This is a genomic window from Bacillus sp. sid0103 (assembly GCF_019219025.1).
Genome location: NZ_JAHUWN010000002.1, coordinates 26,275 through 39,552 on the forward strand (window position 1 = coordinate 26,275; position 13,278 = coordinate 39,552).

The following is a 13,278-nucleotide window of genomic DNA, read 5'->3' on the forward strand; positions in this document are numbered from 1 at the left end:
TTTCTACTATTCTTTTAATCAGTGCCTGACACCACGTGTCCATTCAGGATGGACAAATTAGGGGTTGTGTCCACGGATGGTGTCAGGCACCACAAAAGGTAACAGTAAATGCGCCACAAAGGCTCCCCTTTAAATACGCCTTCAGATCCATCCTTTTTTTTCGGCAATGCTAGCAGCTTTGTTGCGGTTTTTGGCGTCTAGCTTGTGGATAATTTCAGAGAAATAGTACGAATGGTACCCGATTATAAATAGAGTTCGGATTGGATTTCTTTTGTCGTTTTTCCTAAAGATGCTAATCTTAAAATCTCCTGTTCTCTTGGCGTGAGTGGATTTTCCTCGCGGATTACATCAAACGCCAGCTCAGGGCTGAATACGCGTTTGCCTGCATGACCTTGTGAATCGCATCCGCAAGCTCGTCAATCTCCCCGTCCTTTAGCAAATATCCGTAAACACCAATTTTTACAGCTTTTTCAAAATATCCAGGCCTTGCAAAAGAAGTTAATATGATCACCTTACTCGGAACAGATCGCCGTGCTAGCTCTTCGGCCACCTCAAGTCCATTCAAAACTGGCATTTCAATATCCACTAAACAGACATCCGGCTGCAGCTTAAGAATTGAAGTGAGTGCGTATTCCCCATTCATTGCTTGACCAATGACTTTCATATCTTGTTCTAAATCAAGTAACGAGCTGAGTGCGCCCAATAACATTCGCTGGTCTTCAGCGATAAATAGGCGAATCATACCGCGGCACCCCCTGCTTTTCTTATAATTGGAACAGTCATTTCTAAGACAGCCCCACTATGATTGGAAAGAACGAGAGAACCATCAATCAGGGTGAGCCGCTCCTCCACCTCCTGCTTTCTTGATTTCATTTTATGAAACAAGGAGATAATTTTTAGTAAGCATTGTCACCAAAATAAAGTGCAAATGTCATCTTTTTAGGATAATTTTTTGAGAGGGTTTATACGTAGCGGTTTAGCGGCTGCCATAAGGATGGGTTAGTTAAATGGAGCGAAGCTAGGTCTGAGGGGGTATGTTCGCAGATATTAACAACGTTATCAACATATTTTCCAGTGATATCCACATGTTTAAAGTGGATATCCACAGTTTCCTAAAATTTTATCACAGATAATGTGAATAAATTTGGTTTCATCTTAAATTTTTACCAGTCGATGAAATTATCCACAAAACCCGCAGTTTTATCCACAAAACTAGCAAGTTTACCCACAATCCACTTTAATATATCCACATTTTCAATGGATACTATCCACATTTTTCATTACAAAAGGCCTAGCGTAAGGGCTAGGCCTTTGTGATTATCTGTTTGAGCCTTCTTCTTGATTTTCACTATCGTACCGTTCAACAATCTCCGTAAGTTCGCCCGTATCGCCTTTTGCATTAATAATCTCAAAAATTTCATTTAATCCGTCACTCGTTTGCTCATCGTTCTTTTTCATCTCGGTACCCCCTTTTTTTATAGGATACCCAAATTCAAAGGAAACTATTTCTGGGGAAATATGTCGAAAACATTCTTATCCCGCGTGACAGTATTCTTCTTTTTTCCGCGCGATTATTTGCTATCTTAAAAGAAATCATCGAGTGGAGGACAATTGTATGTATTTTGAATGCTTGTTAGATGCCATATTGGGGGAACGGCAAATTTTCCATATTATCGATTGCTCGATCTGTGGATTTGAGGAAATCTATTATGAAAATCCTGCTGCAAAGCAACTGATTGGACGAGCTTGCTATAACTGTAACTTTGTCCAGAGATTTGAATGACCAAAGGCAGATGCACTTAGCATTGCGACTGGAGCGCTCCAATTAAATAGAGCTTGGATCGGTCCAAGCTCCACTTTCATCAATGAACGATGGCTCCTCTTAACTGGTTAATTCCAAACTCCAAATATCCTTTTAAACAAGTTAGCATATAAACCCAGCCTTCTTTATTATCCAGCAGATGACTCATCAACTCATCATCATCTTCTTTAAATCCTTCTTCAGTAATTTCAATGATGGTGCTCGATTCATCCAATTCTTCTAGTGATATCGTGACAATGTTTCCTTCTCCATCTGTCCCCCACCGGAACATGATTTTCTCATTTGGGACGACTTCCATTACTTCGATATCAACTTGGGCATTGTATTCCTCGTATCTAAGTGTTACGGTCTGGCCCTGCTCCCACCGTGCGCCTGATGAGAACCAGAAATTCTTGATTTTTGCAGGATCAACGAATGCTTCAAATACCTCATGAGCAGGTTTCATGATCTTAAATTTTGTACGATTGTACATTTCGGGAAATCCCCTCTCTTTCAATACATTGCTATATGTAATGGTTGTCCTATTGCTCTATTTTATACCATTCAATCTGTAAAAAAATCCTTTTTAATCTATAAAAAAGCCAGTATTCCAAAATACTGGCTTTAAATAGATATAGGTTCGCTTACATTTTCAAAGCAAATTCAAGAACTTTACTATTATGATAACTGGATTTAACGTTTAGCTTTGCTCTTAACTCTTCATCCAAACAATCTTGCTTTAAGAGTTCGTTGTGGCGGTGCTGAATTAAATGGTAGTAATATTTTCCCTTTATAAACATTTTCAACACAAAAAATCCCCCTTACTAGTTATTTACATAAATCGCAGGAGTTATCGTGTTCGGTAACTGGCAAGCATCGTTATTAAAACCTTAGCCCCTGTAGTTTTGCGTCACCACTTTTCAATGGCTTTGCCGTTTCGTACGATTTATGTGTTTATTTAGAATATAAGCAACTGTTATATAAAAGGAAAGTGTCTTTGGACCCACACTCTATGAATAGTTGTAACTTTTTGAAAACTAATTGCTAGATTGGCTTCCATCTTAAAATTCACACACGTAGTGGTCAGAGTTTAAAAAGACGTTTTAAAGTTCTTGTTCCTGTCCATGATGTTACTGGAGAGAATTTTTAAGCAAAGGAAGTTAATGATGATAAAAATACGTTTCGTTTTCTTGTATCTTATGGTGATTGCACTTTCTTTAGCAGGTTGTAGTGGAAGATATCAGTTTTTTCAGGATGAAGGGAACTTGACAAAAAATGAAGTTTCTGTCAATGAAAAGCACCGAGCCGAAGCAAACAGCCAGGAGGTTTCCTCCCCAGAGGTTATACCTGTTCTTGTTAATAAGACCAATAAACTGCCAGATGATTATCATCCAAGTGATTTAATTTATCCTGACATTCCTTTTACATTTAAACAGAAAGCTGAAAAGCGACAAATGAGGGCCGATGCAGGAGCAGCTATTGAAAAATTATTTGCAGGTGCAAAAAAACAGGGCGTGAATCTGTTAGGTGTTTCTGCCTACAGGTCCCATGCTTCCCAAGCAGCATTGTTTAAATATTATGCCAATCAAGATGGGTATGAGGCGGCAAGAAAATATAGTGCCGTACCTGGAACGAGCGAGCATGAAACCGGCCTCGCCATTGATGTGACGGGCGGTGATGGCAAATGTGCCGCCGAAGACTGCTTCGAAGGAACAAAAGAGGCGATCTGGCTTCAGGATCATGCTGAAGAATACGGCTTTATCATCCGCTACCCTAAAGGTAAAGACGAAATCACTGGCTACCAATACGAACCATGGCATTTGCGCTACGTCGGAAAAGCAATCGCTAAAGAAATCATGAGCCGCGGCATCACACTCGAAGAATATGTTGATTCAACTGTTGTGAATAACTGATTTGATTGGTGCCTGACACCCTAAAAAGCCCTCGCTTGCACTTATTGCAGCGAGGGCTTACTTATTTATTTCCCTTTGATTTCTAGTAATTTTAAGCGAAGGTCGTTTTCCATCGATGCCAGTTCCTGTTCGGCTAGGCGGCGCTTTTGGCGGCCTTCCTCTTGGATTCGCATCGTTTCTTCGAGTGTTGTGATCAGGCTTTCCTGGGTTTTCTTCAAGGTTTCAATATCGACGATACCTCGTTCGTTTTCTTTCGCCGTCTCAATGGTATTGGTTTTTAGCATTTCAGCATTTTTCAACAAAAGTTCATTGGTTGTTTTGGAAACCTGCTTTTGCGCCTCGACCGCATGACGTTGGCGGATTAATGTCAACGCAATCGCCACTTGATTTTTCCATAACGGAATCGCCGTCATGATCGAAGATTGAATTTTTTCCACAAGCGCCTGATTCGTATTTTGGATTAAGCGAATCTGCGGTGCGCTTTGAATGGTAATTTCCCGGCTTAATTTCAAATCATGAAGCCGCTTATCTAACCGATCAGCAAATTGGATCATATCGTTAACTTCTTGAAACTTCATTTGATCATTGGTTAGTTCCGCCGCTTTTTTCAGCTGTGGAATCGTCTTTTCCTGCATTTCCTCCAGCTTTATTTCCCCAGCGGCAATATAGACATTAAGAGCATGGAAATATTCTTTATTCGTCTCATATAACTGTTCGAGCAATTTGATATCGGACATGAGGACATTTTTGCTCCGGTCTAGTTTTACACTGATTCGGTCAATTTGGGCGCCCGTTTTTTGGTATTTTGAAAGTACTTCTTGGATTGATCCTGAAATTTTTCCAAACATACGAGCAAATAAGGATGGCTTCCCATCCTTCAAATCATCGGGATTCACTTCATCGAGTCTCTTCATTAAGTCACTAATGATTTGCCCAATTTCACCCACATCCTGTTTCTGCACATGTTCGAGCATCGTATGGGAGAATGACAGCAGTTTTCCTTGGGCTTGGGTACCATATTGAATCATCGACTGATGGTTAGCCGGATCGATTTGCTCTGCAATCTGATAGGCCTTTGCGCGATGTTCTTCCGGGATCACATCAATTAATTTGACCGGTTTTGGTTCGCTAGAGTGCTGGATTGGCGTTTTTGCCTTCTCCAGTTTATCCCCAAATGGGTCAGCAAGGATATCATCAAATAAATTACCTGTTTTACTTGGTTGAATTGGGTTGTTTTCGTTCATTTTAGCCACCTATTTTCTTCCGGAAATTTAGCGTCCTTTTGCTTATTGAGGGTATGCTTTGCGACGTCAATTTCAAAATTCAAGTGATCAATGTCATCTGATATCACTTTGTATAAATCCTCTTCCACTACCCTTGTTAGTTCATCGAGAGTATGACGGGTCTCGATGAGGGATTGACCCATCTCCATGCTCTTTTTTGGCTGCGAGGATAAAAAGCTATATTTTTCTGTAAGTTCAACAATGGAGTCTAAATGAGAAAAATAAAACTGCTCCGCTTGGTAAAAACGCTTAGGTTCTTTCGTGGTCATCTTGTGTATTTTTTTTGTAATTCTAAGGAGATCAATCCGTTGTTTTACAGATGAAATATCACGGATGGTGAATAGATTTTTATTCAAGCGATTGATTTTTTGTTTAGCTTCCATTAGGTTCTTCCGAATGTAGCGATATTCTTTTCTTGATATCTGATGCTTTTTTAAGAAGCGGGTGTTCATAACAATGGCAAGAATGAAATGGGTAAGAATCCCTGTGGTTATCGCTATCCCCGATGACGGCCAAAAAGTCTGGTCGAAAGGAAAATAGCTGATAAGCCAAGTTAGCACAGTTACAGGAACGGCTACCAATGAGCGGATAAGAAACGACAAGATCGGGTTCATATTTAATCGACTCCTGACTTAAGACATCTTTATATTCCTACGAATGAATGCAATGGAATGTTTCATTTCCCTCAAAAAATTCAACTAAAAGAAAATTATTTCCATTTACTACTTCCACAATACACGAAAAAACTCCTCCCCGCCATAGACCTCAAACGGAAAGAAATCTAGGACCTGAGACGTATTTTTTAGTTTTCGTCTAGTTTCATTGGGTGGTATTTTGAGGTGTCAGGCACCGCTCGTGGACAGTTCACATCATTTTGTATGCGTGGATTGGACAGTAATAAGAGCAAGACCACAATAAATCGGAGCTTGCTCTTTTTGGTTTTTATTTGACTGTACATTCAAGATGAGCTCATTTATACTACCGCTCGTAAAGTTCTATCGGCAGCCCATCTGGGTCGGCGAAGAATGTGAACTTCTTATTAGTTACGGGGTCCACACGTACGTCTTCCACATCCACTTGATGATTCTTCATATAATGAACTGCTTCTTCAATGTCATCTACCTCAAAGGCAAGATGCCTTAATCCAGCGGCTTCAGGATAACTTGGCCGCTCAGGCGGGTTTGGAAAAGAAAACAACTCGATTTGGTATTGACCATTTACCTCTAAATCAAGCTTATAGGAATCTCGTTCCTCCCGATAAACTTCGTTAACAGGAGTAAGCCCAAGGACTCGCACATAAAAATCCTTTGACTTTTCATAATCCGAACAAATCACCGCAACATGGTGAATCTTATTCAACTTCATTTAATCACATCTCCTTAACAACTCATTCACAAACAAACACCCCTTGCCTACTTAGACAAGAGGTTCAAATTAAACTCCCACTGTTCACCTCAAATGGACGAAACATCAAAAGTGTCTACGTGAGGTGCCTGACACCAAACAGTGACAACTGACAGTGACAAGAAACAGTAACACCAAACAGACACCACCCAACTCACCCTCCACAAACTATTCCCCTAAGTCCGATGGTCGTTCTTCTTTTCGGAAGTGGTGGAGGATGGCTTTGACGATTCTTTCGGAGGCGTATCCATCTCCATAAGGGTTGGAGGCGTGAGCCATTTTGTTATGTGATGCTGGGTCTGACAACAGTTCATCTGCTAGTCCAAAGATTGTTTCCTCATCTGTTCCAGCTAGTTTAAGAGTGCCTGCTTCTATCCCTTCTGGGCGCTCGGTGGTATCACGTAAAACCAACACCGGTACTCCCAAGGATGGCGCCTCTTCCTGTACACCGCCAGAATCCGTCAAAATCAAGTAGGCTCTTGAGGCAAAGTTATGGAAATCAATCACATCTAACGGCTCGATCAGATGAATTCGATCGTTTTGACCCAGCACACGATTGGCGATCTCACGAACCACTGGATTCATATGGACCGGATAAACCACCTGCACATCCTCATGCTTTTCAACCAAACGGCAAATGGCTCGGAACATGTTTTCCATTGGTTCACCAGTGTTTTCCCTACGGTGGGCCGTCATTAAAATCAACCTATCGTTCCCAAGGCGATCTAAAACAGGGTGAGAGTAATTTTCCCTTACCGTTGTTTTTAGTGCATCAATGGCTGTGTTTCCCGTGATATATATTGATTCTTCTCTTTTATTTTCCACCAAAAGGTTCCGTTTTGATTGAGGGGTTGGCGAAAAGTGAAGATCAGCCAATACTCCCGTCAACTGGCGGTTCATTTCCTCAGGGTATGGAGAATATTTATTATGAGTCCGGAGTCCAGCTTCCACATGTCCAATTGGAATGGAATGATAGAAGGCAGCTAAACTAGCGATAAACGTGGTCGTCGTATCACCATGGACCAGGACAATATCTGGCTTGACGTCGGCAAGAACTTGATTGAGTCCCTCTAAACTCCTGGTTGTTACTTCTAGCAAGGTTTGCCGTTCCTTCATTATATTTAAGTCATAATCGGGTGCAATTTCAAAAATTTGCAACACCTGATCCAGCATTTCACGGTGCTGCGCCGTTACCGTCACAATCGGTTTAATTTTATCAGGGTACTTCCCTAATTCTTTTACCAAAGGAGCCATTTTTATCGCTTCCGGTCTCGTTCCAAACACAGTCATTACCTTCAATTGATTCTCCATCGCGGCCTCCACTATCTCTTCATTCCAATATAATTTTCATTTACAAACATGATACCAAAGATTACTCATTTTTGAAAAAACAAACCCCACAATCTGCCACTAAATTTCCTTATCTTTCAATAACACACTGTTATTTTTGAAAAATTTTACATGTACAATATTACTTTTCTCCCAAGTTCGAATATATTGCAGAGAAAATTTTTAAAAATATCCAACCTAGGAGTGAATTATATATTGAAAAAAAGGGCCCTTATTACCATACCTATTAGCTTGCTGCTTATCGCAGTCATGGTGGCTTCTATTTTCCTAATTAATCTCAAACCAGCAGCCGGGAAAATCGCTCAAGCCCAAAAACTTGCGGAATACTCCAAGCCAGCAGTGGTTCGAATCATCGACTATGCTGTTGTGCAATGGCAGTTTAATAACCCCTATGATCCAGAAGTTATCGCCATATTAGAACAGCTGGATAACCAATCCGTAGTGGGCGGGTCAGGTTCAGGGGCCATTATTAGCTCGAACGGCTATATTGTCACAAATGCGCATGTGGTGGAAGCGACTCAACAGGAAGACGAGGAGATTGCCAATGCTGCATTTGAACAATTAGTTACGGTGATCGCAGACTATTTTAAGGTAGACTATGAAACTGCCTATAAGTATATGGTCCAATACACGCAATACTCGGGGATTCAAAAGGTGCTAAAAGTCGTTTTACCAGGTGGGGATGTGCTTGATGGCGAAGTGAAAAGCTACGGTGCTCCTATTAATGAGGGTAAAGACGTAGCGGTTCTCAAAATTGAAGGCAAAAACCTTCCTACCTTACCGCTCGGAGATTCTGACAACATCCAGAATCAAGATAATATTTGGGTCAGCGGATATCCGGCGGCTGCCGATTCGGATCTATTATCTCCCGATTCATCGTTAGTATCTTCGATGAATGCAGGGCAAATCTCGGCAACCTCTAAAAAGACAGAACAAGGAAGCCCGGTCATCCAAATTAACGCTGCTGCTACACACGGGAATAGCGGCGGACCAGTCATCAATCAAAAAGGTGAAATCATTGGCCTGCTCACCTTTAGGGGCGACACGGTAAACGGTCAAGAAATCCAAGGCTTTAACTTTGCCGTGCCGGTCAATACCGTTAAAGAATTTGTCAATCAAGCTGGGGCAAAAAATGCAAAGAGTGACACGGATAAACTTTATCAAGATGGACTTAACCTCTACTGGGGCGGCTATTATAAGCATGCTTTAGAAAAATTTGAGGCGGTTCAACGGATCTATCCAAATCATTCCGAAATCAAACAATATATCGCAAACTCTGAGAAAAAGATGGGCAGCAGTAAGAGGCTCTGGTCTGATTACGCTACAATCTTCTACATTGTTGATGGCGTTTCCGGAGTAATCATTATCATCCTCTTGTTGTTCACGTTTGCTTTTAGACCGAAACAGCAAGCAGGAGCGGCAGCGGTCTCACCAGCTCCAAACCAGACACCGGTAACACCTCCTGCGCCTGAAAATACACTTACCGACCTAAATAATGATGGAAAAATCGACGTTCAAGATATCCTCCTCGCCCTCCAAGAAGCACAGAAGAAGCAGAAAAAAGACGAGGAATAATCTGGTGCCTGACACCAATATACTGAGATAACTTAAAAAAATGGGGATGTAGTCGAGACTACGTCCCATTTCTATAATACGAGATTGATTTCATTTAGAAGTGATTACAAGTGTCTGAAAATCTGTTATTAGCCTTTGGATTAACATTATTTGCAGGGCTTGCTACTGGAATTGGCGGCGTTTTGGCCTTCCTTACCTAACATACCAATACAAAATTTTCATCCATAACTCTCGGATTCTCTACAGGTGTCATGATCTATGTAGCGATGGTTGAAATTTTTGTAAAGGCCAAAGTTGCTCTTGTCGATGCTTTGGAAATTGGTTAAGGAAACTGGTTAACCGTCGGAGAATTCTTTGCTGGAATGTTGTTGATTGCCAGCATTGACAATTTTATTCCCAAGCAAAGCAACTCCCATGAATTAAAGAAAGCTGAGGACATGACAACGGGTGGAGATACGAGTGAAGGGGGTAAGCCAGATTTATTAAAAATGGGCACACTTACCGCTCTTGCCATCGGAATTCATAACTTTCCTGAGGGAATTGCAACCTTCACCTCTGCACTGCAAGATCCTGAACTCGGAATTGCCATTGCTGCAGCCATTGCGATTCACAATGTTCTAGAATGGATCGCAGTTTCCGTGCCTTTCTATTTAACCACGGGTAAAAAAAAACAAGCTTTTAAACTCTCAATCTATTCCGGTTTGTCTGAGCCTATCGGAGCATTGGCAGCCTACCTTTTCTTACTGCCGTTTCTAAACGACATCATGTTCGGGATAATATTCGCAGCAGTGGCAGGAATCATGGTCTTCATCTCCCTAGATGAACTTTTGCCTGCAGCCAAGAGATACGATGAGGCACACCTATCCATCTACAGACTAATCGGCGGGATGGTCGTAATGGCCCTAGGCCTGCTATTATTTATATAGGAGTACGCTGGTTGATGTCAGGCACCATGTGAAAAATTCACATGGTGCCTGACACCCAAATTTATTTAGGTGGTGATGCCCCATGATTTATTTTTATCTCGTTTTATCCTATTTAATTGGGAGTATCATGTTTGGATTTCTGATAACGAAAACTCTCTATCATAAAGATATTCGCCGGGAAGGGAGTGGCAATGTCGGGGCTAGGAATGCCGGGCGACTACTTGGTAAGATGGCGTTTGTGTTGATATTTTTAGGCGATGCCCTTAAAGGTGTACTCATCATATTGCTCGCCCGCTATATCGGATTTTCTTCTCCCTTTCAACTTGTGGGTCTAGGCATGGGTATTTTAGGACATTTGAAACCTATTACGTTGAACTTTAAGGGCGGAAAAGGGATCTCAACCTTTATTGGCGGGATGATCATGTTCGAACCACTTCTTGTTCCAGTAATTATCGTGGCATTTCTTGTTCTTTATCCCTTTACAAAGAGTTTCACCTTTTCCGGATTGGGAGCATTCCTTTTCATACCAGCTTTTCTATTCATCATGCATGACGATTGGATCAACTGTGCTATTGTAGTTGGGATTCTAGCTCTCATTTTTCTGGCTCATTGGGACAACATTAGAGTAAGATTGAAGAAATAACTACACTGTACTCCCCACGTGGACACTATAGCAATTTTGTCCACGGACGGTGCCTGACACCACGAACCTCATTCACACTTCATTCAACTTAATGGCGTCCAATATACTTTGGTCGGTTATGGCGCGGCTTGCTTGCAGATCAGAGATGGTACGGGCGATACGGGTGATTTTGATTTGTGTCCGATTACTCCAATTCCTCTTTATTGCAATTCGCTGCAAATTCGATTGTTGTTCATCCTTTAGGGGACTTTTGCTTAATAGCATTTCATAAGGGATTCTACCGTTGCATATCTCCCTTCCATACCGATCATATTGCCTGTTCCTTGCGGCCTCCACCCTCGCCCGGACAATTTTTGAAAGCTCTCCTTCCTTTTTATTGACTGCGGCGTTAAAATCAATCGGTCTTAAAGACAGATTAATATCAAACCGATCCCTGAGCGGCCCAGAAAGCCTATTTTGGTAGGCGATTATTTGCTTTTTTGTACAGGTACAATAATGAGTATTTGATCCCTCATAGCCACATGGGCATGGATTCATCGCTGCTATTAATATAAACGATGCTGGGTATGTAATGGTCGCATGGGTCCTACTAATCATAATCATCCCATTTTCTAATGGCTGCCGCAGCATATCTAATGTTTTTTTCGAAAACTCCCCGATTTCATCGAGAAACAATACGCCACGATGTGCTAACGATATTTCGCCTGGCTTTGGGTATTGTCCTCCCCCGATAATAGAAACTCCTGAAGCTGAGTGATGCGGATTTCGAAATGGCGGCATGTTGGAATGGGGGTAAGCGTTTTGACTGAGTTGATACAAGCTGATAACCTCAAGTAACGACTCTTTTGTTAGTGATGGTAAAATGGATGGGAAAGATTCGGCTAACATGCTTTTCCCACAACCAGGCGGCCCCGTCAGTAAAACATGATGCTCTCCCGCCGCTGCTACCTCTAAAGCATATTTCGCTTCTGTATGACCAATAATCTTCTGCATATCCAAAAGACTAATACTGGTAAATCCCTCATTCTCTAGTCTTTTTTTAAAAGGAGGGGTCCATTGCCCCGAAAGATGTGAGATCGCCTCCTGTAAACTAGAAACATATATAATTTCCATTGGTTCTAGTTCTAATACCGGCAGTTTCTCATTAAAAGGGATATAAAGCTTTTTTATCCCCAGCCTCTTTGCAGCAAGGATTGCTGGGAGCATTCCTTCTACAGGCTGAATAGATCCATCCAACGATAATGCCCCTAGAAAACCTGTATCCTCAGAAACTATTACCTCTAGTTCATGCAAACTTTGCAGGACAGCTATCGCCATCGGTAAATCAAACATAGATCCGTATTTTTTTTGGTCAGCTGGTGATAGATTAATAGTTATTTTCTGACCTGACAGATGATAACCGAGTGTTCGAAGTGCAGCAATGATTCGCTCCTTTGCTTCCTTCACTGCTGCATCAGGCAGACCGACAATTTTAAACGAATCGTTCCCGACATATGATCCAACCTCAACGTGTACCCGATATCCCTCCATCCCTTTTAAGGCGATACTCGTTACCTTAGCCCACATGTGACATCCTCCTTATCAAACATATGAATTTTCCCATTTTCCCAAAAGAACTTATCTGTGGGTACTGATTTTAGATAATTTTCATAGTGTTGTAATGGCGGATTGGGAAAATAGGAAAGAAGCGGTTGAGGGTCAATTAAGGAGATGCTTTCACCAAAGATATAGGTCCGGCAGCTGCTCCATGGATAATCCTCAGGATTTGCCACCATACCTGCTGAAGTGGGATTTAAATGAATGTATTTACTGACGTCAATCTCATATTCAGGAGAATTAAGGAGTTCAGCACCATATCGCTTTTCAAACACATGGCCGGAGAAATCGTACTTTTTATTGATATACTTGGCAAATTTAGTATTGAGATTTTTCATGATCGTACTTAGAGGGGTATCAAACGTTTCAAGCTGCAGATGGATATGATTGGTCATCAAACAGTAGGTGTGAAGATTAAAAGGATATCTCTCTTTGGTTTCTTTTAGTAAGGCTAGGTACTTCTCAAAATCATCATTGTCGAAAAAAAGTGAGCTTCTTCTAATTCCTCTGCATGTAACATGATACCTCGCACCTTTGAACCAAAGGCGAACACCGCGAACCATTGCAATCACTCCTTAAAGAATAGTGGATAAAATTTAGATGGGGATGAGGAGAAAATGGGAGTTGTGGGAAAGACAGTTACCCCAAGAGGCAGGAAAAGCAGATATAAACCACTAATACATTCGACATCCCCTCCCAAAATCCTGCACATCTCACCAAAATTCAATACACCCTCGAAAACATTCGATATTGTTATAACCGTCCTCTGAAGGAGGACAAATGTCCA

The 13,278-nt window shown here is 41.4% G+C and carries 13 protein-coding genes, 2 pseudogenes and 1 riboswitch; of the genes and pseudogenes, 5 read left to right on the forward strand and 10 right to left on the reverse strand.

All coding sequences use genetic code 11. The features are described from left to right. Positions 1–141 precede the first annotated feature (141 nt). Positions 142–742: pseudogene (locus KW850_RS02300) on the reverse strand (response regulator transcription factor). Between the two features lie 575 nt (positions 743–1,317). Then, positions 1,318–1,458, reverse strand: coding sequence for a hypothetical protein (locus tag KW850_RS02305; RefSeq protein ID WP_218345969.1), 141 nt, complete (start codon positions 1,456–1,458; stop codon positions 1,318–1,320). A gap of 157 nt (positions 1,459–1,615) precedes the next feature. On the opposite strand from KW850_RS02305, the gene KW850_RS02310 reads away from it, so the two are divergent. Then, entirely contained in the window at positions 1,616–1,783 is a 168-nt protein-coding gene (locus KW850_RS02310) for an acyltransferase (protein WP_218345970.1), read from the forward strand. A gap of 79 nt (positions 1,784–1,862) precedes the next feature. Here KW850_RS02310 and KW850_RS02315 read toward each other — a convergent pair whose 3' ends face one another. Together KW850_RS02315 and KW850_RS02320 are read right to left on the reverse strand one after the other, a co-directional pair. Continuing rightward, positions 1,863–2,294, reverse strand: a complete 432-nt coding sequence (locus KW850_RS02315) for an SRPBCC family protein (RefSeq protein WP_218345971.1) — start codon at positions 2,292–2,294, stop codon at positions 1,863–1,865. A gap of 151 nt (positions 2,295–2,445) precedes the next feature. After that, positions 2,446–2,610, reverse strand: a complete 165-nt coding sequence (locus tag KW850_RS02320; protein WP_218345972.1) for a hypothetical protein — start codon at positions 2,608–2,610, stop codon at positions 2,446–2,448. 49 nt (positions 2,611–2,659) lie between these two features. Then, positions 2,660–2,745, reverse strand: a riboswitch (cyclic di-GMP riboswitch). 222 nt (positions 2,746–2,967) lie between these two features. On the opposite strand from KW850_RS02320, the gene KW850_RS02325 reads away from it, so the two are divergent. Further along, positions 2,968–3,714 carry a M15 family metallopeptidase gene (locus tag KW850_RS02325; protein ID WP_256358038.1) on the forward strand — a complete coding sequence of 249 codons (747 nt, stop codon included), beginning with the start codon at positions 2,968–2,970 and terminating at the stop codon, positions 3,712–3,714. 65 nt (positions 3,715–3,779) lie between these two features. Here KW850_RS02325 and KW850_RS02330 read toward each other — a convergent pair whose 3' ends face one another. From KW850_RS02330 to wecB, 4 genes are all read right to left on the reverse strand, one after another. Further along, a complete protein-coding gene (locus tag KW850_RS02330) occupies positions 3,780–4,958 on the reverse strand; it encodes a toxic anion resistance protein (protein ID WP_218346270.1) in 1,179 nt (392 codons plus the stop codon). Then, on the reverse strand, positions 4,955–5,611 hold the full coding sequence (locus tag KW850_RS02335; RefSeq protein WP_218345974.1) for a 5-bromo-4-chloroindolyl phosphate hydrolysis family protein: 657 nt from the start codon (positions 5,609–5,611) through the stop codon (positions 4,955–4,957). The genes KW850_RS02330 and KW850_RS02335 overlap by 4 nt, the downstream gene beginning before the upstream one ends. A 364-nt stretch (positions 5,612–5,975) precedes the next feature. After that, positions 5,976–6,362, reverse strand: coding sequence for an SMU1112c/YaeR family gloxylase I-like metalloprotein (gloA2, locus tag KW850_RS02340; protein ID WP_218345975.1), 387 nt, complete (start codon positions 6,360–6,362; stop codon positions 5,976–5,978). Positions 6,363–6,569: 207 nt separating this feature from the next. Further along, a complete protein-coding gene (gene wecB / locus KW850_RS02345; protein WP_218345976.1) occupies positions 6,570–7,712 on the reverse strand; it encodes a non-hydrolyzing UDP-N-acetylglucosamine 2-epimerase in 1,143 nt (380 codons plus the stop codon). Between the two features lie 234 nt (positions 7,713–7,946). Between wecB and KW850_RS02350 the strand changes: the two genes are divergently transcribed. The 3 genes and pseudogenes from KW850_RS02350 to KW850_RS02360 all read left to right on the forward strand — a co-directional run bounded on the left by KW850_RS02350 (position 7,947) and on the right by KW850_RS02360 (position 10,895). Then, the gene (locus KW850_RS02350) at positions 7,947–9,326 is read left to right on the forward strand and encodes a S1C family serine protease (protein ID WP_256358039.1); all 1,380 of its coding nucleotides are present in this window, start codon (positions 7,947–7,949) and stop codon (positions 9,324–9,326) included. A gap of 110 nt (positions 9,327–9,436) precedes the next feature. After that, positions 9,437–10,252: pseudogene (gene zupT, locus KW850_RS02355) on the forward strand (zinc transporter ZupT). Between the two features lie 82 nt (positions 10,253–10,334). Beyond that, positions 10,335–10,895: a glycerol-3-phosphate acyltransferase gene (locus KW850_RS02360; protein WP_218345977.1), complete on the forward strand. Its 561-nt coding sequence runs from the start codon at positions 10,335–10,337 to the stop codon at positions 10,893–10,895. Positions 10,896–10,967: 72 nt separating this feature from the next. On the opposite strand, the gene KW850_RS02365 is transcribed toward KW850_RS02360, so the two are convergent. Further along, positions 10,968–12,461: a YifB family Mg chelatase-like AAA ATPase gene (locus KW850_RS02365; protein ID WP_218345978.1), complete on the reverse strand. Its 1,494-nt coding sequence runs from the start codon at positions 12,459–12,461 to the stop codon at positions 10,968–10,970. Next, a complete protein-coding gene (locus KW850_RS02370; protein ID WP_218345979.1) occupies positions 12,446–13,054 on the reverse strand; it encodes a transposase in 609 nt (202 codons plus the stop codon). The genes KW850_RS02365 and KW850_RS02370 overlap by 16 nt, the downstream gene beginning before the upstream one ends. Between the last annotated feature and the right edge of the window lie 224 nt (positions 13,055–13,278).